Genomic DNA, 19,272 nt, shown 5'->3' on the forward strand with positions numbered 1-19,272 from the left:
CTTAGTTGATGTAAAGGGAATGAACTTAACAAAGGGGAGAGAGCCCATGACGCTTGAAAAAACAACGAGAATGAATTACTTGTTTGACTTCTATCAATCGTTGTTGACCGCAAAGCAAAAGAGCTACATGTCGCTTTACTACCTAGACGATTTTTCCCTCGGTGAAATTGCGGATGAATATGAAGTATCAAGGCAGGCTGTTTATGATAATATTAAACGGACTGAAGCGATGCTTGAACAATATGAAGAAAAGCTGCTCTTGTTTAAGAAATTTAAAGAGCGTAAAGAACTTCTCAAAAAAATGAGAGAGCTTGTAGCTGATTCTGCGCAAACGGAAGAAGCAGAAGCTTTAATTGAATCGCTTGAGAAATTAGATTAGGAGGCGGCACAGTATGGCATTTGAAGGATTAGCCGACCGACTGCAGCAGACGATTTCAAAAATCCGCGGCAAAGGAAAAGTGTCAGAGCAAGATGTAAAAGAAATGATGCGCGAGGTACGCCTTGCCCTTCTTGAAGCTGACGTCAATTTTAAAGTAGTCAAAGACTTTGTGAAAAAAGTAAGTGAGCGGGCAGTTGGACAAGAGGTCATGAAAAGCCTTACCCCTGGACAACAGGTCATTAAAGTTGTAAAAGAAGAACTCACTGAATTAATGGGCGGAGAAGAGAGTAAGATCGCTGTAGCGAAAAAATCTCCAACAGTCATTATGATGGTCGGTCTTCAAGGGGCAGGTAAAACAACCACAACTGGGAAGCTTGCCAATTTACTTCGCAAAAAACATAATCGCAAGCCGATGATGGTGGCTGCTGATATTTATAGACCAGCAGCGATCCAGCAGCTTCAAACGCTTGGGAAACAGCTTGATATGCCGGTGTTTTCATTAGGTGATCAAGTCAGCCCTGTCGAAATTGCCAAACAGGCAATTGAAAAAGCGAAAGAAGAACACCATGATTATGTCATTTTAGATACAGCAGGACGTCTTCATATCGATGAAGAATTAATGGATGAACTTCAAAAAGTAAAAGAAGTAGCGAATCCAGAAGAAATTTTCCTAGTTGTTGACTCTATGACTGGTCAAGATGCTGTCAATGTCGCAAAAAGCTTTAATGAACAGCTTGGTTTAACAGGTGTTGTTCTCACAAAACTAGACGGTGATACAAGAGGCGGTGCAGCCCTTTCTATTCGAGCTGTCACCAATACGCCGATTAAATTCGCTGCACTAGGAGAAAAGCTTGATGCGATTGAACCATTCCATCCGGAGCGGATGGCATCAAGAATTCTTGGCATGGGAGATGTGCTCACGCTGATTGAAAAAGCACAGGCAAACGTCGACCAAGATAAAGCGAAAGAGCTTGAGCAAAAAATGCGGACAATGAGCTTCACGCTCGATGATTTCCTCGAGCAGCTTGGCCAAGTTCGCAATATGGGTCCTCTTGATGAACTGATCCAAATGATGCCGGGAGCCGGTAAAATGAAAGGGCTCAAAAACGTCCAAGTGGACGAAAAGCAGCTCAATCACATCGAAGCGATCATTAAATCAATGACGACTCAGGAAAAAGAACAGCCAGAGGTCATCAATGCAAGCCGAAGAAAACGGATTGCAAAAGGAAGCGGAACATCTGTACAGGAAGTCAATCGCCTTTTAAAGCAATTTGATGAAATGAAAAAGATGATGAAGCAAATGACCAACATGTCCAAAGGAAAGAAAAAGGGCTTTAAATTACCATTTATGTAATTGGTTATACATGATAAAACCGTTGTTAAGAAAAAACACTTTACAAACCCTTTTATCATTGTTAATATACTATCTTGTTGAAATATTTTCGGAGGTGCTAGTAAAATGGCAGTAAAAATTCGTTTAAAACGTATGGGAGCAAAAAAATCTCCTTTCTATCGTATTGTTGTAGCAGATTCTCGTTCACCACGTGACGGTCGTTTCATCGAAACAGTTGGAACTTACAACCCAGTGGTATCACCAGCTGAGGTGAAAATCAACGAAGAATTAGCGCTTAAATGGCTTCAAAATGGTGCGAAACCATCTGATACAGTTCGCAACCTTTTCTCAAGCCAAGGAATTCTTGAAAAATTTCATAATGCGAAAAACAGCAAATAATGAATGAGCTGTCCTTGGAAGAATTGATTGTGTCCATCGTCGAGCCACTTGTTGATTTCCCTGAAGATATTCACGTATCTTCATTAGAAAAAGATGAGCAGGTGATTTACACACTGTCTGTCAATGCTGAAGATACCGGAAAAGTGATCGGAAAGCAGGGACGTACAGCAAAAGCGATACGAACAGTCATTTTTGCAGCAAGTGCAGAGTCTTCTAAGAAAGTTCAACTTGAGATTGCTGACTAAAAAGGGAGAGGGCTTAGGACCTCCCCTTTTTTTACACGTTTAAATCTATTTTTCGTTATACTGTAGAGGACAAATGCCTTCGGATAGGGGGACAAAAAGGAAGATGCAGATCATTCAACATGTCACCGTGATGCAAGTATTAACTGAAAGCAGTAAGGACAAACTGTTAACGACTTTTTTGGAGAAAAAAGAAAGACTAGAACGTGAATGCAATCAATTATATTTTCAACTAAAAAAACATGAAAAAGAACCACATCAGCAAGAAGCCATCCCTCAATTTCAAAAAGCGATCGATAAAAGGCAAGAGAAGATCAGGCAGATTGATTTTCAAGTAGAGCAGCTTCATATTTTGCCGCTTGGAAGTGAAATGAAAGAAACAGAAGTGGATGCACTGGTTGAAGTAAAAATAGGTGATAAATGGGATGACAAAATGCAAGATAATGTCATCGTCGTGAAAGACGGCACCATTGTGGAAATACGTCAGGGGTGATTGAGAACATGGAGCTAGAATGGTTGAATGTTGGAAAGATCGTCAATACACACGGAGTGCGCGGAGAAGTACGCGTCGTGTCAAAGACGGATTTCCCAGAAGAGCGTTACAAAAAGGGAAGCGTGCTCTATATTTTTAAACAAGGTCAAAAAGAGCCGCTGAAAGTGACTGTCGCAGCACACCGCCAGCACAAACAGTTTGATTTACTCACATTTGAAGAAATCAACTCATTAAATGAAGCAGAGCTTCTGAAAGAGTCAATCTTAAAGGTAGAAAAAGAACATCTTGGGTCATTAGACGAAGGAGAATTTTATTTTCACCAAATCATTGGCTGTGAAGTATACGATGAAGAGGACAAGCTGATCGGCCAAATCAAAGAAATCCTTACGCCAGGGGCAAATGATGTGTGGGTGGTTGGAAGAAAAGGCAAAAAAGATGCCCTCATTCCATATATTCCATCTGTCGTCAAAAACATTGATATCTCATCCAAAACTGTTCGCATTGAAATGATGGAAGGACTCATTGACGAATGAAAATCGACTTTTTAACCCTTTTTCCTGAAATGTTCGAAGGTGTGCTTCACTCATCGATCTTAAAAAAAGCACAGGAGAAAGAAGCTGTTTCATTTCATGTTGTCAATTTTAGAGAGTATTCGGATCATAAGCATAAAACAGTGGATGACTATCCGTATGGCGGCGGTGCTGGTATGGTACTGAAAGCACAGCCCGTATTTGATGCGGTAGAAGATTTAACGAAGAAAGCAAGCACGAAGCCCCGAGTTATTCTTGTCTGTCCTCAAGGGGAAAGATATACACAAAAAAAGGCAGAAGAACTTGCAAAAGAAGAGCATCTTATGTTCATTTGCGGCCACTATGAAGGCTACGATGAGCGCATCAGGGAGCATCTTGTCACAGATGAGATTTCAATCGGAGATTTCGTCCTCACAGGCGGAGAGCTGCCAGCGATGATGATTGCAGACAGTGTGGTCAGGCTTTTGCCTCATGTGCTTGGAAAAGAAGCATCTCACATCGAAGATTCATTCAGTACAGGTCTGCTTGAGCACCCGCACTATACAAGGCCAGCGGATTATAAAGGACTAAAAGTGCCGGATGTGCTCCTCTCTGGAAATCATGCCAAAATAGAAGAGTGGCGGCGCAAAGAATCATTGAAGCGAACTTATACAAGACGGCCAGATTTGATCGATTCTTGCAAAACGTTAACGAGTGAAGAAAAAAGATGGCTTTGGCAGCTTCATAATGACTAGATTGTATTGCACACGGCATAGAGGTATGGTATGATACTACTTGTGACTTGGACGGCTTGCTGATCCAAGTTTGAAAACGATGTTCCGCTGCAATGAAGAAAGAGGACATGAGCATCTGTTGGAAGGAGTTGAAAACGATGCAACATTTGATTGAAGAAATCACAAAAGAACAATTACGCACTGATCTTCCTGCGTTCCGTCCTGGTGACACTTTACGTGTACACGTTAAAGTTGTCGAGGGTACTCGTGAGCGTATCCAGATCTTTGAAGGTGTTGTAATTAAGCGTCGTGGTGGTGGAATCAGCGAAACTTTCACAGTTCGTAAGATCTCTTACGGTGTAGGCGTTGAGCGTACATTCCCTGTACACACACCAAAAATCGCTAAGATCGAAGTTGTACGTCACGGTAAGGTACGTCGTGCGAAACTTTACTACCTACGTGAACTTCGCGGTAAAGCGGCTCGTATCAAAGAAATCAGACGATAATGATATCAAAGGAAAGAGCTTGTTACCTGTAACAGGCTCTTTTTTTGTACAATGTATAAAGATAACAGGTAGAAGAGAGAAGGTGCACATATGACGATTCAATGGTTTCCAGGCCATATGGCAAAAGCAAGACGTGAAGTCACAGAAAAATTAAAGCTCATCGACATCGTATTTGAATTAACCGATGCAAGAATTCCGATGTCCTCTAGAAACCCAATGATCGAAGAAATCCTTCAAAATAAACCCAAAATCATGCTATTAAACAAAGCTGATAAAGCAGATCCTCGTATGACAAAGGAGTGGCAGGCGCATTTTGAGCAGCAAGGCGTTCGGTCACTGGCTATTAACTCTGTCGATGGACAAGGGTTAAATCAGATCATCACAACTTCAAAAGAAATTTTAAAAGAAAAGTTCGACCGCATGAAAGCGAAAGGCGTCAAACCACGTGCCATTCGAGCACTGATTATCGGGATTCCCAACGTCGGAAAATCGACCTTAATCAATCGTTTAGCGAAAAAGAACATTGCCAAAACAGGAGACCGTCCTGGTATTACGACATCACAGCAATGGGTAAAGGTAGGGAAAGAACTAGAGCTGCTCGATACCCCTGGAATCCTCTGGCCGAAGTTTGAAGATGAGCAAGTAGGACTCAGACTTGCGGTGACCGGAGCGATCAAAGATTCGATCATCAACTTACAGGATGTCGCTGTGTATGCACTTCGTTTTCTAGAAGAGAACTACCCAGAGCGATTAAAAAAACGCTATGACCTAGCGGAGATACCTGAAGATACGGTTGAGCTGTTTGATGCAATTGGCACTAAGCGCGGCTGTCTAATGAGCGGGGGATTCATAAACTATGACAAAACCACCGAAATCATTATTCGGGATATTCGAACAGAAAAATTTGGTCCCCTCACTTTTGAGAAGCCTGAAAGCTAAAAGACACGCAGCTCATGCGGGTCTTTATTTTTTGCGAAAAACTGCCGATATAAAGAAGGAGGCTGCGAAAAAGCCTATGTACACGGTGAAACAAATAAAAGAACTAATAGAAAAGCATGCAGGCGATGAGTCATACATTCGTGAGCTTGTAAAAGGTGATACGAGAAAAAGTGTCCAAAAACTCATAGAAAAGTGGCACAAAGAGAGAGAAAAGCAGCAAGCACTTCGCGTGGCATGGGATGACATGCTGCAATTTGAAAACAAAGCAAAGGCGCAGGGATACACATGTATTGCTGGAATAGATGAAGCAGGAAGAGGACCGCTCGCCGGCCCAGTTGTGGCAGCAGCCGTCATATTAAAGGAAGATACAGTCCTGCTCGGTTTAAACGACTCAAAGCAATTATCTGAGAAAAAAAGATTGGCTTATTATGATTTAATTCAAAAAGAAGCACTTGATATCGGAATCGGCATTGTTGATGCGGCTACGATTGACGAAATCAATATTTACGAAGCATCAAGACTGGCGATGGTGAGAGCTGTGGAACAGTTAACTCATACACCAGATTATCTACTCATAGATGCCATGACACTCCCGCTTTCAACTCACCAAGAGAATATCATCAAAGGAGATGCAAAAAGTGCATCCATTGCAGCAGGTGCATGTATTGCGAAGGTGACAAGGGATCAGATGATGGAAGAGTATGGGCGTAAGTATCCTGAGTATCAATTTGAAAAACATAAAGGGTACGGAACGAAAGAGCACTTGGCTGCGATTCAAACATATGGTGCGGCCCCAATCCACCGATTATCGTTTGCGCCAGTAAAATCTGTTATATCATAAATTTTAATCTAAGGAGGCTGCCTGTGATGACAAGAGTTGAGGACATACATACAGCACTGAATAGCCGGCTGAATACGGCTGAATCTGTTCCATTAAACACCGAAGGGAAGGAAAATGTTCATCGGCTGATTCTCGGTAAAGTACTAAAAATGCTTGGAGATGATACCGCCCTTGTTCAAATAGGCTCAACGAAAATAAAAGCGCAGCTGGCGGCCCAGCTTAAAGCAGACGCATTTTATTGGTTCCAATTTGAACAAGAGGGCGGCGGCAGCCTCAATAAACTAAGACCCGTTCAGCAATTTGATCAAGATCCTAAGACGTTAAAGGATGCAGCAGCCAAACTATTAGAAGGACTTTCACTGAAAAATGGGCTTGAAAACATGCTGACAGCTACAGCTTTTTTAAAGGAAAAGTCCGTCATTAACGAAGGAGAGTTAAAAACGGCAGTGAAATGGATCGAACAGCTTCAAGGAGCTGATGTGAAGAAAGGGCTCCAAGCACTCCTCTTTGCTTTAAAGAAAGATTTACCAATCCAGCAAGGGGTGCTTCAATCTATTTTAGCCGTAAAATCATCCTCTGCTCTTCATCAGGATATAACAGCGCTGCTAAATCAATTAACACAGCTTCCGAAGCACACAGATGCTACACAGACCCTTACACAAGCCGTTCGGTCAGTTGTAGATGCAGAGACAGCCGTCCATGCAGAAAAGCTCTTATCAGTCCTTATAGCAACGAGAGAAGGCGAGGCGAAGCAAGGCGGTAGTTTACCAGTAACGACACTGCTCAATCCGTCTCAGCAAAAAGAAAATAGCCATGCCCCAATCGTTCAAGAGCGTCAGCCGTCCCAAGTTCTTCAGCCAAACGTGCAGCAGCAGTCAACAAGTCCAAAAGAGCTGCAAATCCCGCTTCAGCAAATTGAGCGGATACTGGCCAGCTTGATGAAACAAGGTGCAGATGGGCAGCAAGAACCCAACGTAAAACAGCTCACAGCATTGCTGCACGGACTCCAGCAGGCAGGCACTCAGCCTGACGCAAAAGCAGCTGTAGTGCAAAAAGAGTTCCCATTCCTTTCGAAACCGGAGGCGAAAGCATTGGCTCAGGCGGTGCAGCAGACTGAACCAACATTAAGCAATAAAACTGATGTGCTCGATTTACTAATGACGATGAAAAAGGCAATCGGTGTGCGTGATGAAATTGGTATGCTGAAACTGCTTGAAAAAGGCAGCCAGGATGTCAAAAGTCAGGAGCTGCACCAATTAAAGCTTACCTTAAATGATGTGAGACAGGCTGATTTACCAGAGCACGTTAAAAAAGAAGTGGATCAATTATTTCATAGATTGAATGGACAGTTATTTGTGCAGCAGGAGAACCAAACCGTCAGTCAAATGATGGTTTCCTATCCTCTTTTCTCAAAACATAGTGTTCAAGATTTAACCTTTATACTAAAGGGACATAAGAAAAAAGATGGCTCTATTGATATTTCTCAGTGCCGCCTGATGTTTTATTTAAACATGGAAAACCTTGAAGAAACCTTAATAGACTGTACGATTCAGCAAAAGGTCATGTCCATTACTGTCGAGACAGCTCATGAACTGCAAGGAACCATTAATCCGATGATTCCGGCTGTTCGGGAGAATTTAAATGCTCTAGGATACAGTTTAACGGGAATTACAGCAAAAAAGAGACAAGAGCCAGTAGATCCGTCTCAATTTCTAGATGAACACTTTCATAAAATCAGCGAGAAAGGGCTGGACTTACGAGTATGAAGGATTCAAAACCGCTTAGAAGAGCGGTCGCTCTGCATTACGATGAAGAAAAACAAAAGGCGCCAAAAGTCGTTGCAACAGGCAGCGGCTATGTGGCAGATCATATTATTGAAGAAGCAAAAAAGTCGGGAGTCCCTATCCAGGAAGACCGTAATTTAGTCGAACTCATGCGCCACTTAACGTTAGATGAGGAAATCCCTGAAGCGTTATACGATACTGTAGCAGAAATTTTTTCGTTTATCTACAGGTTAGATCAAAAAATGAAAAAATAAGGTAAAATAAGTGATTTGACTGAAAAATTTATATTTTTAATAAAATAAAAGTTTGAATGTTTAGAAGGATTTTACGATTTTACATAGAACCCTAGACATTCTCTTTTTTATTCTTTAAAATGAAAGCGCAGTCTATTTTATAATTTTTGTTTCTACATATGTTGGGAGGATGGGAAATGAATATCCATGAGTACCAAGGAAAAGAAATCCTAAGAAAATATGGGGTTTCAGTTCCAAATGGTAAAGTAGCATTTACACCTGATGAAGCAGTGAAAGCATCAGAAGAGCTAGGGAGCTCTGTATATGTCGTAAAAGCACAGATTCATGCAGGCGGACGTGGTAAAGCAGGCGGGGTAAAAATTGCAAAAACGAAAGATGAAGTGAAAGGGTTTGCAGAGGAATTGCTCGGCAAGACACTTGTCACACATCAAACAGGGCCTGAAGGGCGCGAAATAAAACGCTTACTTATTGAAGAAGGCTGCGATATTCAAAAGGAATACTATGTTGGACTAGTTTTGGACAGAGCGACATCAAGAATTGTATTGATGGCATCTGAAGAAGGCGGTACTGAAATTGAAGAAGTAGCAGAAAAAACGCCAGAAAAAATCGTGAAAGTTGTCATCGACCCAGCGATTGGCCTGCAAGGCTATCAGGCGAGAGAAGTAGCATTTAAAATTAATATTCCAACAAAATTAGTTGGCCAAGCTGTTAAGTTTATGACAAGCCTTTACAATGCGTTTATTGAAAAAGATTGTTCAATTGCTGAGATTAATCCACTGGTTGTAACAGGCGATGGAAAAGTCATGGCACTTGATGCAAAATTAAACTTTGATAGCAATGCCTTATATAGACAAAAAGATATATTAGAATACCGTGACCTTGATGAAGAGGATCCAAAAGAAATTGAAGCATCTAAATATGACTTAAGCTACATTTCTCTAGATGGAAATATTGGCTGTATGGTCAATGGAGCAGGTCTTGCGATGTCTACAATGGATATCATCAAGCATTACGGCGGGGACCCTGCAAACTTCCTAGATGTTGGCGGCGGTGCAACAGCTGAAAAAGTAACGGAAGCATTTAAAATCATCTTATCTGATCAAAATGTAAAAGGGATTTTCGTGAACATTTTTGGTGGCATCATGAAATGTGATGTCATTGCAGAAGGTGTTGTTGAAGCGACGAAACAAGTCGGCTTAACATTACCACTTGTTGTACGTCTGGAAGGAACAAACGTTGAATTAGGGAAGAAAATCCTGAGTGATTCAGGCTTAAATATCACTTCTGCTGAGTCTATGGCTGACGGGGCAGAAAAGATTGTATCTTTAGTCAAGTAGAGCAGAAAGGCAGGGAACCTAAATGAGTGTATTTATTAATAAAAATACGAGAGTAATTGTTCAGGGGATTACCGGTTCAACCGCATTGTTCCATACAAAACAAATGATTGAGTACGGAACAAATATTGTTGGCGGTGTCACACCTGGAAAAGGTGGAACTGAAGTAGAAGGAGTTCCTGTATTTAATACTGTATCTGAAGCAGTTCAGACAACTGGAGCGAACGCTTCTGTTATCTATGTACCAGCACCATTTGCGGCAGATGCCATTTTAGAGGCTGTTGACGCAGAAGTCGATCTCGTCATTTGTATCACAGAACATATTCCAGTTCTGGACATGGTCAAAGTGAAGCGTTACATGGAAGGTAAGAAAACAAGACTTGTTGGACCAAACTGCCCAGGTGTCATCACACCTGAAGAATGTAAAATTGGTATCATGCCTGGCTACATTCATAAAAAAGGTCATGTGGGTGTTGTTTCTCGTTCTGGAACGCTTACATATGAAGCGGTACATCAGCTTTCAGAAGCTGGCGTTGGTCAATCGACAGCTGTAGGAATCGGGGGGGACCCGGTAAATGGGACAAACTTTATTGATGTGTTAAAAGCATTCAATGAAGATCCTGAAACGCATGCTGTGATTATGATCGGTGAAATCGGTGGTACGGCTGAAGAAGAAGCAGCTGAATGGGTAAAAGCAAATATGACTAAACCAGTCGTAGGCTTTATTGGCGGTAAAACGGCGCCTCCAGGAAAACGTATGGGACATGCTGGTGCCATTATTTCTGGTGGTAAAGGAACAGCTGATGAAAAGGTAAAAACAATGCGTGAATGTGGAATTGAAGTGGCAGAAACACCATCTGTCATGGGAGAAACGTTGATTAAAGTATTAAAAGAGAAGAATCTCTTCGAAGCTTGTAAAACGCATTAATGACACAAGAAGACTTGTTCTTTGACAAGTCTTCTTCTTTCTATCTTAAACTGGAGGAATGGTATGTACAACGTGTCCGAAAGAATGATTTTTCACCGCTTAAAAGGCCTCATCTCACCCTCATTACTTACAAAATGGTGGAAAGTCGATCCTGAGCTATATATAAATGAAGAAACACATCATTTTAAACAGGATCGAGCATTACAAACGATCGACTTTACCAGCTTAAAACAAGCTGAAGAAAATGAATTCCCCATTTTTCAACACATCGTTCAAGCCTATTTAAAGCAAAACATTCACATGATTCCCATCACATCACCCTTATATCCAAGCACTCTAAAAAATATTTATGATCCTCCCCCTGTGTTATTCCTAAAAGGAAACGTATCATATTTAAATGAAGAAAAAAGTTTAGGTGTAGTCGGCACGCGACTTCCATCATCTTATGGAGAAGCATGTGTGAAAAAAATTGTTGGTGACCTTGTCAAAGAAGAGTGGATGATTGTTAGTGGGCTAGCTAAAGGAATCGATGGACTTGCACATAAAGAGTGCATCAGGAAAAAAGGGAAAACGATCGGCATTATAGCCGGCGGCTTTCAGCATTTATACCCAAAAGAGCATGCGCAAATGGCTCAATACATGGGCGAGCATCATTTGCTTTTGTCAGAGCATCCGCCTTATGTCAAACCAGAAAAGTGGCATTTTCCAATGAGAAATCGTTTAATTAGTGCGTTGACGAGAGGAACCATTGTCATTCAGTGCAAAGAAAAGAGCGGTTCTCTTATTACAGCCTATCAAGCACTTGAGCAAGGAAAAGAAGTATTTGCGGTTGCCGGATCCATCTTTGATCCTAATTCCACAGGGCCGGCAAGACTCATTCAGCAGGGAGCAAAGCTTGTTCATTCTACAAAGGATATTTTAGAGGAATTCTCCTTCCGCAGCGTTCAATATACTGAACTCTCATAAAAATATCGTTTGACAAAAGACATCGGAATATTTAATAATAGTGAGGATTTAAGTTTACACTTTGTTTTTCGTGTTTATAATGATGTTCATCATAAAGAATTTTTAACGATTGCCTGTTAGATAGGTGCAATTAACATAAATATGAATTGTGAAATGTATAAAGAGAGAACACCTCTTAAGGGGGATTTTGAGTATGGCTGATTATTTAGTCATCGTTGAGTCGCCAGCAAAGGCGAAAACGATTGAGCGTTATTTAGGAAAAAAGTATAAAGTAAAGGCTTCAATGGGACACGTAAGGGATTTACCGAAAAGTCAGCTCGGTGTTGACACTGAGCATGACTTCGAACCGAGATATATTACGATTCGCGGGAAAGGCCCAGTTTTAAAGGAATTAAAAACAGCGGCGAAAAAAGCAAAGAAAGTCTTTCTTGCGGCTGACCCCGATAGAGAGGGAGAAGCGATTGCTTGGCATTTAGCACATAGCCTTGACCTTGACCTCTCTTCTGACTGCCGTGTTGTTTTTAACGAGATTACAAAAGATGCGATTAAAGATTCCTTTAAGCATCCTCGTATGATCGATATGGACTTAGTTGATGCACAGCAGGCAAGACGAATTTTAGATCGTCTCGTTGGGTATAAAATCAGTCCGATTTTATGGAAGAAAGTGAAAAAGGGCTTAAGTGCTGGCCGTGTTCAATCAGTTGCACTCCGACTCATTATTGATCGCGAGAATGAAATTAATGAATTTAAACCAGAAGAATACTGGACAATTGACGGTACATTCCTCAAAGGAAAAGAAAGCTTCGAAGCAAGTTTCTTTGGCCTCAATGGCAAAAAACATCCATTGAAAACAAAAGAAGATGTAAAAGAAATCCTTTCGAAATTAAAAGGAAACAAATTCTCTGTAGAGAAAGTAACGAAAAAAGAACGGAAACGTAATCCAGCTGTTCCGTTTACGACTTCTACTTTACAGCAAGAGGCTGCAAGAAAATTAAACTTCCGTGCAAAAAAGACGATGATGATTGCACAGCAATTATATGAAGGAATTGATCTTGGTAAAGAAGGTACAGTCGGTCTCATCACTTATATGAGAACGGACTCAACACGTATTTCAAATACGGCGATTGAAGAAGTATCTGCTTTTATTGATCAGACGTACGGCAAGAATTTCTTAAATACAACAAAACGAACGGCTAAAAAGAATGAAAACGCACAAGATGCTCACGAAGCCATCCGTCCGACTTCTACGTTAAGAAAACCGGCTGATGTCAAGCATGTGCTAAGCCGTGATCAGCTTCGCCTGTACAAATTGATTTGGGAACGATTCGTGGCAAGCCAAATGGCGCCGGCTGTTCTTGATACAATGAGTGTGGATCTTGATCATAATGGTCTTACTTTCCGTGCGAATGGAAGTAAAGTGAAATTCCCTGGGTTTATGAAGGTTTATGTAGAAGGGAAGGACGACCAGCTCGAGGAAAAGGACAAAATGCTTCCTGATCTGAAAGAAGGGGATACAGTCCTTTCAAAAGATATCGAACCTGAACAGCACTTCACACAGCCGCCTCCACGCTACACAGAGGCAAGATTGGTCAAAACACTTGAAGAGCTCGGTATAGGCCGTCCATCTACGTATGCACCAACATTAGATACGATTCAAAAGCGCGGTTATGTCGCACTTGATAATAAACGATTTACTCCGACAGAGCTTGGAGAGATTGTACTCAACTTAATCATCGAATTCTTTCCTGAAATCATTAACGTTGAATTTACAGCGAAAATGGAAAAGGAACTTGATAGTGTTGAAGAAGGTACGATTGAATGGGTTCGTATTATCGACAGCTTCTACCAAGACTTTGCAAAACGGGTAGAAAAAGCTGAAGCAGAGATGCAAGAAGTTGAGATTGAGCCGGAATACGCAGGTGTTGATTGTGAAGAGTGCGGACATCCGATGGTGTACAAAATGGGTAGATACGGCAAGTTCATGGCGTGCTCGAACTTTCCTGACTGCCGTAACACAAAACCAATTGTCAAAGATATCGGTGTCAAATGCCCGTCATGTCATGAAGGAAACATTGTTGAACGAAAATCGAAGAAACGCCGCATTTTTTACGGCTGTGATCGTTTTCCAGAGTGTGAATTCGTTTCTTGGGACAAACCAATTGAAAGAAAGTGTCCAAAATGCGAAAATATGCTTGTAGAGAAAAAGCTGAAAAAAGGCGTTCAAGTTCAATGTGTGAACTGTGATTATAAAGAGGAACAACAAAAATAGCGGTGAGCAACCTTGTTCACCTGCTTTTTTATGTCATCAAACAGAACTTACGAAATAGGAGAGTTGTCCAATGAGTCAATTTGTAAATGTGATCGGAGCCGGTTTAGCTGGAAGTGAAGCTGCATGGCAAATCGCTAAACGAGGAATTAAAGTCAATTTATATGAAATGAGACCTGTTAAACAAACGCCGGCTCACCACACAGATAAATTTGCGGAGCTTGTATGCAGCAACTCACTGCGTGCGAACGCTTTGACGAATGCAGTAGGTGTATTAAAGGAAGAAATGCGTCATTTAGATTCAGCCATTATCGCAGCGGCAGATGAAAGCTCAGTTCCTGCAGGCGGCGCGCTTGCAGTAGACCGTCATGAATTTGCAGCAAACGTGACAGATCGAGTGAAAAATCATCCGAATGTTACGGTTTTTCAAGAAGAAGTGCAAAGCATTCCAGAAGGTCCGACAATTATCGCGACTGGCCCGCTGACATCAGAAGCACTTTCAAAAGAATTAAAATCGTTAACAGGAGAAGAATATCTCTATTTCTACGATGCAGCGGCACCTATTCTAGAGAAAGATAGCATTGATATGGATAAGGTGTACTTGAAATCACGCTATGACAAAGGAGAAGCCGCATATTTAAACTGTCCAATGACAGAAGAAGAATTCGATCGTTTTTATGAGGCGCTCATTTCTGCTGAAACTGTGCCATTAAAAGAATTTGAAAAAGAAATCTTCTTTGAAGGCTGCATGCCAATTGAAGTCATGGCGAAAAGAGGAAAGAAAACGATGCTGTTTGGCCCGATGAAGCCAGTAGGACTGGAAGATCCGAAAACAGGAAAAAGACCTTACGCTGTTGTTCAATTAAGACAGGATGATGCAGCAGGTACTTTATATAACATCGTTGGCTTCCAGACACATCTAAAGTGGGGCGATCAAAAGGAAGTATTCCGTTTGATTCCAGGCCTTGAAGAAGCAGAGATTGTTCGTTACGGAGTAATGCACCGTAATACATTTATTAACTCGCCAAGCCTTTTAAGACCGACTTATCAGTTTAAAAATAGAGATGATCTATTCTTTGCCGGACAAATGACAGGCGTTGAAGGGTATGTTGAGTCTGCAGCTTCCGGACTTGTAGCAGGCATTAACGCCGCTCGTTTTGTCAAAGGAGAAGAGCTTGTGACACTTCCTGAGGAAACGGCGATAGGCAGTATGGCTTATTACATCACGTCGACAAACAAGAAAAGCTTCCAGCCGATGAATGCGAATTTTGGTTTGCTGAAAGATCTAGGTGTTCGAATTAAAAACAAACAAGAACGTTATGCAGAGTACGCTAAGCGTGCAATCGAAACTATTCAAACTATTTCGAAATCTCTGTAGTAAAACATTGCACGGAAAGCAAGATATGTGATACCATTTAAAAGCCTTAAAGAGGTGTAAAAATGACGAATAAACAGCGTCTTGTCCACTTATTCATTGAATATCTGCAAATTGAAAAAAACTATTCAGCTTTAACGATCTCAGGATATACAGAAGCCATTGAAGAGTTTGTCAGATTTATGAACATTCAAGGAATAGACGGTTTTGAAGAGGTATCCTATCAAGATACGAGAATTTATTTAACAGAAGCTTATGAAAAAGGCCTGACAAGAAGAACGATTAGTAAGAAAGTCTCTGCGCTTCGCAGCTTTTATAAATTTTTATTAAGAGAACAGCTTGTGAAAGAAAATCCTTTTTTACTCGTTAGCTTACCAAAACAGGATAAGCGGATTCCTTCATTTTTGTATGAGGAGGAACTAAAAGAGCTTTTTACAGTTTCTGATGTCAGCACACCGCTTGGGCAAAGAAATCAAGCCATTTTAGAACTTCTTTATGCAACAGGTATGAGGGTCAGTGAGTTATGTTCATTAAAAGAATCTGATCTTGATTTATCGATGGATACAGTGCTTGTTCATGGGAAAGGCAGCAAGCAGCGGTATGTTCCTTTCGGGTCATATGCTCATGAAGCGCTCATTACTTATTTAGAGGATGGAAGGCAGAAGCTGAAATCTAAGGGGAAAGACCGCGCTGATGCACATGTGTTTTTGAATCAGCGCGGGGCGCCTCTTACAGACCGAGGTGTTCGATTCATTCTCACTGAATTAATGAAAAAGGCGTCAGGTACATTACATATCCATCCTCACATGTTAAGGCACACCTTTGCCACGCATCTCTTAAACGAGGGGGCGGATTTGAGAAGTGTTCAAGAACTTCTCGGTCATTCAAATTTATCATCTACACAGGTGTACACGCATGTATCAAAAGATTCTTTAAGAAACACGTACATGTCTCATCACCCAAGGGCTTTTAAACGATCCTAAAAGGAGGTTTTTTCATGTCATCATTTCATGCAACAACCATCTTTGCCGTTCAACATAAAGGAAAAAGTGCAATGGCTGGCGACGGTCAAGTTACTTTCGGGCAGGCTGTCGTGATGAAACACACAGCAAAAAAAGTGCGCCGTCTTTTCGGAGGCAAGGTGCTTGCAGGTTTTGCAGGTTCAGTAGCAGATGCGTTTACACTCTTTGAAAAGTTTGAAACAAAGCTTGAAGAATATGGTGGCAACTTAAAGCGGGCAGCCGTAGAACTAGCGAAGGAATGGCGAAGTGATAAGATGCTAAGGCAGCTTGAGGCCATGCTCATCGTCATGAACAAAGAGAGCATCCTGCTCGTCTCTGGAACTGGAGAGGTCATCGAACCAGATGATGGGATTTTGGCCATTGGCTCAGGCGGCAACTATGCGCTTAGCGCCGGGAGAGCACTCAAAACCCATGCAGGCGATCATCTCTCAGCGAGAGAAATTGCAAAGGCCGCTCTTGAAACGGCCGGAGAAATCTGTGTCTACACGAACGATCAAATCACTTTAGAAGAGCTTGAATAGAAAGGACATGAGACGTATGGAGAAAAAGCCGTTCACCCCAAGAGAGATAGTTGAAAAGCTTGATCAATACATCATTGGTCAGCTTGATGCGAAAAAAGCAGTGGCGGTGGCTTTAAGAAACCGTTACAGAAGAAGTCTTTTAAATGATAAGCTAAAGGATGAAGTCGTTCCTAAAAATATTTTAATGATTGGCCCTACAGGTGTGGGGAAAACAGAAATTGCCCGCAGAATTGCTCGAATTTCTGGTGCGCCTTTTATTAAAGTGGAAGCGACGAAATTTACTGAAGTGGGTTATGTCGGACGTGACGTAGAGTCCATGGTGAGAGATTTAGTTGAAACAGCGATAAGACTCGTCAAAGAAGAAAAAATGAAAGATGTTCAAGAAGAAGCAGAAAAACAAGCAAATAAACGTCTTGTTCATTTACTTGTTCCTGGTAAGAAAAAAAGCCAGTCTGTGAAAAATCCTTTTGAGATGCTGTTTGGCGGTTCTGATGAAGATGACCGTGATCGAGATCATTCAAATGAAGAAGTGGAACTCGAATCGACAAGAAAGCGAATTGCTCATCAGCTGGCGATGGGAGAACTTGAAGATCATTACGTCACGATCGAAGTAGAAGAACAGCAGCCTTCCATGTTTGATATGCTTCAAGGCTCGGGTATGGAGCAAATGGGTATGAACATGCAGGATGCGCTCGGCAATCTCATGCCTAAAAAGAAAAAACGCAGAAAGCTGACTGTCAGAGAAGCAAGAAAGGCGTTAACGGCTGAGGAAGCTTCAAAACTGATTGATATGGATGAAGTCAGTCAGGAAGCGGTCTACAAAGCAGAGCAGCAAGGAATTATTTTTATCGATGAAATCGACAAAATCGCCAAAAGCGGCGGTGCATCATCTGCAGATGTTTCTCGTGAAGGGGTTCAGCGTGATATTTTACCGATTGTAGAAGGTTCAACTGTGATGACGAAATATGGTGCCGTTAAAACTGATCATGTACTTTTTGTTGCAGCAGGTGCATTTCATATGGCAAAGCCATCAGATTTGATTCCCGAGCTTCAGGGGCGCTTCCCAATTCGTGTAGAATTAGATAAATTAAGTATAGAAGACTTTGTGAAAATCTTAACGGAACCAGATAATGCATTATTAAAGCAATATAAAGCTTTACTTGAAACAGAAGGTATATCTCTTGAATTTTCTGACGATGCTATTCATAAGATTGCCGAAGTGGCTTATCATGTCAATCAGGAGACAGATAACATCGGTGCAAGAAGGCTTCATACCATACTTGAGAAGCTGCTTGAAGAGCTTTCATTTGAGGCGCCTGATATTACGATGGAGACAGTGACCATTACCCCTCAGTATGTCGAAGAGAAGCTAGGAAAGATTGCAAATAACAAAGATTTAAGTCAATTTATACTTTAACAAATGAATAAAGTAATCTAGGAGGATCATTATTATGGCGTTACTACAAAAAACAAGGATTATTAACTCAATGCTGCAAGATGCAGCGGGGAAACCAGTTAATTTCAAAGAAATGGCAGAAACACTGAGAGATGTCATTGATTCAAACATTTTCGTATTAAGCAGAAGGGGAAAGCTTCTTGGTTACTCCATTAATCAACAGATCGAAAATGCACGTATGAAAAAAATGCTTGAAGATCGTCAGTTCCCTGAAGAATATACAAAGAGTCTATTCAATGTCCCAGAAACGTCTTCAAACCTTGATATTAACAGTGAATATACAGCTTTCCCGATTGAGAACCGTGACTTATTCCAATCAGGTTTAACAACAATTGTTCCAATTATCGGCGGAGGAGATCGTTTAGGTACGTTAATCCTGTCCCGCTTACAAGATACATTCACAGATGATGATTTAATTCTTGCTGAATACGGGGCAACAGTTGTTGGAATGGAGATTCTTCGCGAGAAAGCAGAGGAAATCGAAGAAGAAGCAAGAAGTAAAGCGGTTGTCCAAATGGCGATTAGCTCTCTATCATACAGTGAGCTTGAAGCGATTGAGCACATTTTTGAAGAGCTTGATGGAAACGAAGGTCTTCTTGTCGCAAGTAAAATTGCAGACCGTGTAGGGATCACTCGTTCAGTGATCGTAAACGCATTACGTAAGTTAGAAAGTGCAGGCGTAATCGAATCTCGTTCTCTTGGAATGAAGGGAACGTACATCAAAGTGTTAAACAACAAATTTTTAATTGAACTCGAAAATTTAAAATCTCATTAATCAAAAACCCTTTTTAGCCGAAATAAATGCTGAAAAGGGTTTTTTTATGTGAAAAAATGAGGATTTGTCCGAAAAATGTCACTCTTTTTTCCAAGAAACCCCTTACAAATCTGTAGTGCTTTGAATCTAGGCCTTTATACCTATTCGTAAAATAGATATATATTACGAGTTTTTTTACATATACATCATAGACTTTAATCCTATTATTTCTTACAA

Annotated in this window: 21 protein-coding genes; all 21 read left to right on the plus strand. The window is 41.1% G+C overall.

Annotated features, from left to right (window positions below; all coding sequences use genetic code 11):
* Positions 1 to 46 precede the first annotated feature (46 nt).
* The 21 genes from NSQ72_RS07670 to codY all read left to right on the plus strand — a co-directional run bounded on the left by NSQ72_RS07670 (position 47) and on the right by codY (position 19,056).
* Positions 47 to 379, plus strand: a complete 333-nt coding sequence (locus NSQ72_RS07670; protein WP_012009935.1) for a putative DNA-binding protein — start codon at positions 47 to 49, stop codon at positions 377 to 379.
* Between the two features lie 13 nt (positions 380 to 392).
* On the plus strand, positions 393 to 1,733 hold the full coding sequence (gene ffh / locus NSQ72_RS07675; RefSeq protein WP_024426967.1) for a signal recognition particle protein: 1,341 nt from the start codon (positions 393 to 395) through the stop codon (positions 1,731 to 1,733).
* A 105-nt stretch (positions 1,734 to 1,838) separates the two neighbouring features.
* Complete coding sequence (gene rpsP, locus NSQ72_RS07680; RefSeq protein ID WP_008344841.1) at positions 1,839 to 2,111, plus strand: 30S ribosomal protein S16; 273 nt, start codon at positions 1,839 to 1,841, stop codon at positions 2,109 to 2,111.
* Complete coding sequence (locus NSQ72_RS07685; RefSeq protein ID WP_024424192.1) at positions 2,111 to 2,356, plus strand: KH domain-containing protein; 246 nt, start codon at positions 2,111 to 2,113, stop codon at positions 2,354 to 2,356. Before rpsP ends, NSQ72_RS07685 begins: the two co-directional genes overlap by 1 nt.
* Positions 2,357 to 2,459: 103 nt before the next feature.
* Positions 2,460 to 2,846, plus strand: a complete 387-nt coding sequence (locus tag NSQ72_RS07690) for a YlqD family protein (RefSeq protein ID WP_024424191.1) — start codon at positions 2,460 to 2,462, stop codon at positions 2,844 to 2,846.
* A gap of 8 nt (positions 2,847 to 2,854) precedes the next feature.
* Positions 2,855 to 3,379: a ribosome maturation factor RimM gene (gene rimM / locus NSQ72_RS07695; protein ID WP_126681800.1), complete on the plus strand. Its 525-nt coding sequence runs from the start codon at positions 2,855 to 2,857 to the stop codon at positions 3,377 to 3,379.
* Positions 3,376 to 4,110, plus strand: coding sequence for a tRNA (guanosine(37)-N1)-methyltransferase TrmD (gene trmD, locus NSQ72_RS07700; RefSeq protein ID WP_212039814.1), 735 nt, complete (start codon positions 3,376 to 3,378; stop codon positions 4,108 to 4,110). Before rimM ends, trmD begins: the two co-directional genes overlap by 4 nt.
* A gap of 137 nt (positions 4,111 to 4,247) precedes the next feature.
* Positions 4,248 to 4,595 (plus strand): 50S ribosomal protein L19, encoded by a 348-nt coding sequence (rplS, locus tag NSQ72_RS07705; protein ID WP_008354510.1) that lies wholly within the window; start codon positions 4,248 to 4,250, stop codon positions 4,593 to 4,595.
* Positions 4,596 to 4,685: 90 nt separating this feature from the next.
* Entirely contained in the window at positions 4,686 to 5,534 is an 849-nt protein-coding gene (gene ylqF / locus NSQ72_RS07710) for a ribosome biogenesis GTPase YlqF (protein WP_024424188.1), read from the plus strand.
* A gap of 76 nt (positions 5,535 to 5,610) precedes the next feature.
* Positions 5,611 to 6,375 (plus strand): ribonuclease HII, encoded by a 765-nt coding sequence (locus NSQ72_RS07715; protein WP_126681801.1) that lies wholly within the window; start codon positions 5,611 to 5,613, stop codon positions 6,373 to 6,375.
* Positions 6,376 to 6,401: 26 nt separating this feature from the next.
* Positions 6,402 to 8,141, plus strand: coding sequence for a glycosyltransferase (locus NSQ72_RS07720; RefSeq protein WP_341083731.1), 1,740 nt, complete (start codon positions 6,402 to 6,404; stop codon positions 8,139 to 8,141).
* Positions 8,138 to 8,413 carry a FlhB-like flagellar biosynthesis protein gene (locus NSQ72_RS07725; RefSeq protein WP_003211418.1) on the plus strand — a complete coding sequence of 92 codons (276 nt, stop codon included), beginning with the start codon at positions 8,138 to 8,140 and terminating at the stop codon, positions 8,411 to 8,413. The genes NSQ72_RS07720 and NSQ72_RS07725 overlap by 4 nt, the downstream gene beginning before the upstream one ends.
* A 176-nt stretch (positions 8,414 to 8,589) precedes the next feature.
* Entirely contained in the window at positions 8,590 to 9,750 is a 1,161-nt protein-coding gene (gene sucC / locus NSQ72_RS07730) for an ADP-forming succinate--CoA ligase subunit beta (protein ID WP_024426972.1), read from the plus strand.
* A gap of 22 nt (positions 9,751 to 9,772) precedes the next feature.
* Positions 9,773 to 10,675 (plus strand): succinate--CoA ligase subunit alpha, encoded by a 903-nt coding sequence (gene sucD, locus NSQ72_RS07735; RefSeq protein WP_007499624.1) that lies wholly within the window; start codon positions 9,773 to 9,775, stop codon positions 10,673 to 10,675.
* A gap of 63 nt (positions 10,676 to 10,738) precedes the next feature.
* Positions 10,739 to 11,641, plus strand: coding sequence for a DNA-processing protein DprA (dprA, locus tag NSQ72_RS07740; protein ID WP_341083732.1), 903 nt, complete (start codon positions 10,739 to 10,741; stop codon positions 11,639 to 11,641).
* A 193-nt stretch (positions 11,642 to 11,834) separates the two neighbouring features.
* A complete protein-coding gene (gene topA / locus NSQ72_RS07745; RefSeq protein WP_058837708.1) occupies positions 11,835 to 13,910 on the plus strand; it encodes a type I DNA topoisomerase in 2,076 nt (691 codons plus the stop codon).
* A gap of 70 nt (positions 13,911 to 13,980) precedes the next feature.
* The gene (gene trmFO / locus NSQ72_RS07750; protein ID WP_034317774.1) at positions 13,981 to 15,285 is read left to right on the plus strand and encodes an FADH(2)-oxidizing methylenetetrahydrofolate--tRNA-(uracil(54)-C(5))-methyltransferase TrmFO; all 1,305 of its coding nucleotides are present in this window, start codon (positions 13,981 to 13,983) and stop codon (positions 15,283 to 15,285) included.
* A gap of 62 nt (positions 15,286 to 15,347) precedes the next feature.
* Complete coding sequence (gene xerC, locus NSQ72_RS07755) at positions 15,348 to 16,265, plus strand: tyrosine recombinase XerC (protein ID WP_058837707.1); 918 nt, start codon at positions 15,348 to 15,350, stop codon at positions 16,263 to 16,265.
* A 14-nt stretch (positions 16,266 to 16,279) separates the two neighbouring features.
* Positions 16,280 to 16,825, plus strand: a complete 546-nt coding sequence (gene hslV, locus NSQ72_RS07760) for an ATP-dependent protease subunit HslV (RefSeq protein ID WP_024424181.1) — start codon at positions 16,280 to 16,282, stop codon at positions 16,823 to 16,825.
* Between the two features lie 16 nt (positions 16,826 to 16,841).
* Complete coding sequence (gene hslU, locus NSQ72_RS07765; RefSeq protein WP_341083734.1) at positions 16,842 to 18,242, plus strand: HslU--HslV peptidase ATPase subunit; 1,401 nt, start codon at positions 16,842 to 16,844, stop codon at positions 18,240 to 18,242.
* 34 nt (positions 18,243 to 18,276) lie between these two features.
* A complete protein-coding gene (gene codY / locus NSQ72_RS07770; RefSeq protein ID WP_007499612.1) occupies positions 18,277 to 19,056 on the plus strand; it encodes a GTP-sensing pleiotropic transcriptional regulator CodY in 780 nt (259 codons plus the stop codon).
* Positions 19,057 to 19,272: the final 216 nt, after the last annotated feature.

Origin of the sequence: Bacillus sp. FSL R5-0659 (assembly GCF_038008785.1) — a bacterium.
Lineage (GTDB): Bacteria > Bacillota > Bacilli > Bacillales > Bacillaceae > Bacillus > Bacillus safensis.

Excerpts from the sequence above, each read along its gene's own strand:
- NSQ72_RS07670 (WP_012009935.1), top strand. The coding sequence starts at position 47 with ATGACGCTTGAAAAAACAACGAGAATGAATTACTTGTTTGACTTCTAT.
- ffh (WP_024426967.1), top strand. The coding sequence starts at position 393 with ATGGCATTTGAAGGATTAGCCGACCGACTGCAGCAGACGATTTCAAAA.
- rpsP (WP_008344841.1), top strand. The coding sequence starts at position 1,839 with ATGGCAGTAAAAATTCGTTTAAAACGTATGGGAGCAAAAAAATCTCCT.
- NSQ72_RS07685 (WP_024424192.1), top strand. The coding sequence starts at position 2,111 with ATGAATGAGCTGTCCTTGGAAGAATTGATTGTGTCCATCGTCGAGCCA.
- NSQ72_RS07690 (WP_024424191.1), top strand. The coding sequence starts at position 2,460 with ATGCAGATCATTCAACATGTCACCGTGATGCAAGTATTAACTGAAAGC.
- rimM (WP_126681800.1), top strand. The coding sequence starts at position 2,855 with ATGGAGCTAGAATGGTTGAATGTTGGAAAGATCGTCAATACACACGGA.
- trmD (WP_212039814.1), top strand. The coding sequence starts at position 3,376 with ATGAAAATCGACTTTTTAACCCTTTTTCCTGAAATGTTCGAAGGTGTG.
- rplS (WP_008354510.1), top strand. The coding sequence starts at position 4,248 with ATGCAACATTTGATTGAAGAAATCACAAAAGAACAATTACGCACTGAT.
- ylqF (WP_024424188.1), top strand. The coding sequence starts at position 4,686 with ATGACGATTCAATGGTTTCCAGGCCATATGGCAAAAGCAAGACGTGAA.
- NSQ72_RS07715 (WP_126681801.1), top strand. The coding sequence starts at position 5,611 with ATGTACACGGTGAAACAAATAAAAGAACTAATAGAAAAGCATGCAGGC.
- NSQ72_RS07720 (WP_341083731.1), top strand. The coding sequence starts at position 6,402 with ATGACAAGAGTTGAGGACATACATACAGCACTGAATAGCCGGCTGAAT.
- NSQ72_RS07725 (WP_003211418.1), top strand. The coding sequence starts at position 8,138 with ATGAAGGATTCAAAACCGCTTAGAAGAGCGGTCGCTCTGCATTACGAT.
- sucC (WP_024426972.1), top strand. The coding sequence starts at position 8,590 with ATGAATATCCATGAGTACCAAGGAAAAGAAATCCTAAGAAAATATGGG.
- sucD (WP_007499624.1), top strand. The coding sequence starts at position 9,773 with ATGAGTGTATTTATTAATAAAAATACGAGAGTAATTGTTCAGGGGATT.
- dprA (WP_341083732.1), top strand. The coding sequence starts at position 10,739 with ATGTACAACGTGTCCGAAAGAATGATTTTTCACCGCTTAAAAGGCCTC.
- topA (WP_058837708.1), top strand. The coding sequence starts at position 11,835 with ATGGCTGATTATTTAGTCATCGTTGAGTCGCCAGCAAAGGCGAAAACG.
- trmFO (WP_034317774.1), top strand. The coding sequence starts at position 13,981 with ATGAGTCAATTTGTAAATGTGATCGGAGCCGGTTTAGCTGGAAGTGAA.
- xerC (WP_058837707.1), top strand. The coding sequence starts at position 15,348 with ATGACGAATAAACAGCGTCTTGTCCACTTATTCATTGAATATCTGCAA.
- hslV (WP_024424181.1), top strand. The coding sequence starts at position 16,280 with ATGTCATCATTTCATGCAACAACCATCTTTGCCGTTCAACATAAAGGA.
- hslU (WP_341083734.1), top strand. The coding sequence starts at position 16,842 with ATGGAGAAAAAGCCGTTCACCCCAAGAGAGATAGTTGAAAAGCTTGAT.
- codY (WP_007499612.1), top strand. The coding sequence starts at position 18,277 with ATGGCGTTACTACAAAAAACAAGGATTATTAACTCAATGCTGCAAGAT.